This is a genomic window from Streptomyces himalayensis subsp. himalayensis (genome assembly GCF_013778455.1).
In the GTDB taxonomy this organism is placed as follows: Bacteria; Actinomycetota; Actinomycetes; order Streptomycetales; family Streptomycetaceae; genus Streptomyces; species Streptomyces himalayensis.
In genome coordinates, this window is sequence record NZ_JACEHE010000104.1 from 1 (window position 1) to 506 (window position 506).

General features: G+C 67.2%; 1 protein-coding gene. It reads left to right on the top strand.

The genetic code is table 11. The features are described 5' to 3' along the window. The coding region (locus tag H1D24_RS41630) for a reverse transcriptase domain-containing protein (RefSeq protein ID WP_258564748.1) at window positions 1-506 on the top strand (506 nt) is incomplete at both ends.

The following is a 506-nucleotide window of genomic DNA, read 5'->3' on the forward strand; positions in this document are numbered from 1 at the left end:
ATGCTGGTCGTCAAACGGCGGGCATCGACGGCAGGACCGCACTGTTGCCCTTGGAGAAGGCCGAGTTGGCCTCCTGGGTGCAACACCGGGCCATGTCGTGGACACCCAAGCCCGCCAAGCGGGTGTATATCCCCAAGGCCGACGGACGTCGGCGGCCCCTTGGGATTCCAGTGATTGCCGACAGAGCGCTGCAGGCTGTCGCGCTCAACGCGCTGGAGCCCGAGTGGGAGGCCCGGTTCGAGCCCAGATCCTACGGATTCCGGCCCGGCCGAGGCTGCCACGACGCGATCGAGGCGATCTTCCTGACCGGCAAGGGCCGCAACCCGCACCGGCAATGGATACTTGACGCGGATCTGGCAGCGGCATTCGACCGAATCGATCACAATCACCTTCTCGCCGCTCTGGGGACATTCCCCGCCAGGGGGCTGGTCCGGGACTGGTTGAAGGCGGGCGTGATCGAGGCTGGCCGGTTCGCCCCGACCGAGGAGGGAACCCCTCAAGGCGGG